Origin of the sequence: Pseudoxanthomonas wuyuanensis, assembly GCF_900215535.1 — a bacterium.
In the GTDB taxonomy this organism is placed as follows: domain Bacteria; phylum Pseudomonadota; class Gammaproteobacteria; order Xanthomonadales; family Xanthomonadaceae; genus Pseudoxanthomonas_A; species Pseudoxanthomonas_A wuyuanensis.
Window position 1 is genome coordinate 1 of sequence record NZ_OCND01000029.1, and the last position, 1582, is coordinate 1582.

General features: G+C 53.4%; 3 protein-coding genes. All 3 read right to left on the reverse strand.

The window, feature by feature from the left end; all coding sequences use genetic code 11:
• Positions 1 to 100: 100 nt before the first annotated feature.
• Positions 101 to 490, reverse strand: a complete 390-nt coding sequence (locus CRO39_RS20705) for a hypothetical protein (protein ID WP_141400891.1) — start codon at positions 488 to 490, stop codon at positions 101 to 103.
• A gap of 174 nt (positions 491 to 664) precedes the next feature.
• Positions 665 to 982 carry a hypothetical protein gene (locus CRO39_RS20185; protein WP_097123777.1) on the reverse strand — a complete coding sequence of 106 codons (318 nt, stop codon included), beginning with the start codon at positions 980 to 982 and terminating at the stop codon, positions 665 to 667.
• A 24-nt stretch (positions 983 to 1006) separates the two neighbouring features.
• Positions 1007 to 1474, reverse strand: a complete 468-nt coding sequence (locus tag CRO39_RS20710; protein WP_141400892.1) for a hypothetical protein — start codon at positions 1472 to 1474, stop codon at positions 1007 to 1009.
• Positions 1475 to 1582 lie beyond the last annotated feature (108 nt).

A 1582-nucleotide genomic window follows, 5' to 3' on the forward strand; every position in this document is an offset into this window, starting at 1 on the left:
CAACCAACGACCGAGAAAACGCTATGGCTTCCAGACACCCGCGCAGAGAATCCAGCAAGCGTCAGAAGCGTTGCACTTGGAGTGTTAATTCACCCCCCGGCTATTTGCAGCGACAACCTGCCATGCCAATGTTGGAGTAGCTACAGCTACCTGAGGGGCAAGTTTTAGACGAGCAATCTTTGGTACCCCCACACGCCGCGGTGAGCCAGTACTCCTCCGTGAGCATTTCAGCTTTCCAATCCGTAGATTGAGTTATGGCGGGATCGCGTTCTATTTTTTTCTTAAGAGCGGAAACTAGATTCTTCACATCTGCATTATTTCGCTTGTATTCAATAACATCTCCGTTAGCGTTATGATCTACAGCGACTACATCTGTTTCAGATACAGGAGAATCACACTTCGATGCAGAACTTTCTGGCACAGCTGCAGATACGATGAATGTACAGCACAGAAGAATGGCTGACATAATTGTTGAGGTGCGCAGTTTCATAACCTACTCCTCTGGACAAATCCGTCTGCTTTTTTTAACGCGGAAAGAACGACGGAAGGCATCTTTCCGCAACATAGAACGCTGTTGAAGACTTTGGCCGGCCAGAACGCCGCGGGAGGGGCCTAACGCCTGAATTAAGCCGAGCCGCGAAGCGGCTTCGGCTTGAATGAATTGTTAGGCCGCGCCCGGTGAATTGGCGAGCCTGGCCAGCATGATCTTGGACATTTCCGACGGCACCCGACCATGCGACTCCCGAAGCAAACGCCCATAGTTGTATGGAAGGGCCTCAACTCCGTGGACGATTGACCAGAACACCCCAGCACCATCGTCCTCCGGGAATCTCTCAAAGACGCCAAAGAGTGTAGGTAGAACGTCGATCGGCGGTTGGCCGGCCGACCATAACTCATTGAGAAGGTCATCAAGTGGCAGCCACATGCCGGCCACTGGCTCAAACTGAGCGATGTCTTTAAGGATTTCCGAGTGCGAGCGCATTTGCAGAGCGGCCTAACGCCTGAATTAAGCCGAGCCGCGAAGCGGCTTCGGCTTGAATGAATTGTTAGGGCCCACGCTCAGCAAGCGGCATGAGAGACCGCACAAGGACCCACTGAAGGCTCCAGATAGCGGGAAAATCCAGTCCCACGCGATTGGCCCACCGTGTATCACGTTCAAGGCAAGCTCGAAAAGGGAGCAAGCCAAAAAGCCTAAAGCTGCACCCAGCAGCGTGCATTGCAACCGTCCAAAAGGCCCGCGAGAGGCAATTAGGCCGAAGACGAATCCAGTAGCAGCTGCTGGAATAGAACCTAGCAAGTAGGCACCAAAGAACAGGAACACATAGATCAAGCTCATTCCTGGAGAGAACAGATCGGAGAGCGATGGGTCCGTGGATCCCTGCACCATACAAGCGAAGAAGAACAATCCTCCCGCGAGTGGGCCAAGAACAGCAAAGATTGCTGTGCAGATGCCTAATGTGTTGAGACGGTTCACGTGGGCCCTAACACCTTATGTCTTGAGTTTCCCCTACCGTAGGAGCCGAGAGCCCGGCGTGCGCGCCCGATAACGCCTCGGTGTCAGCACCACCGTAATTCAGCAGGG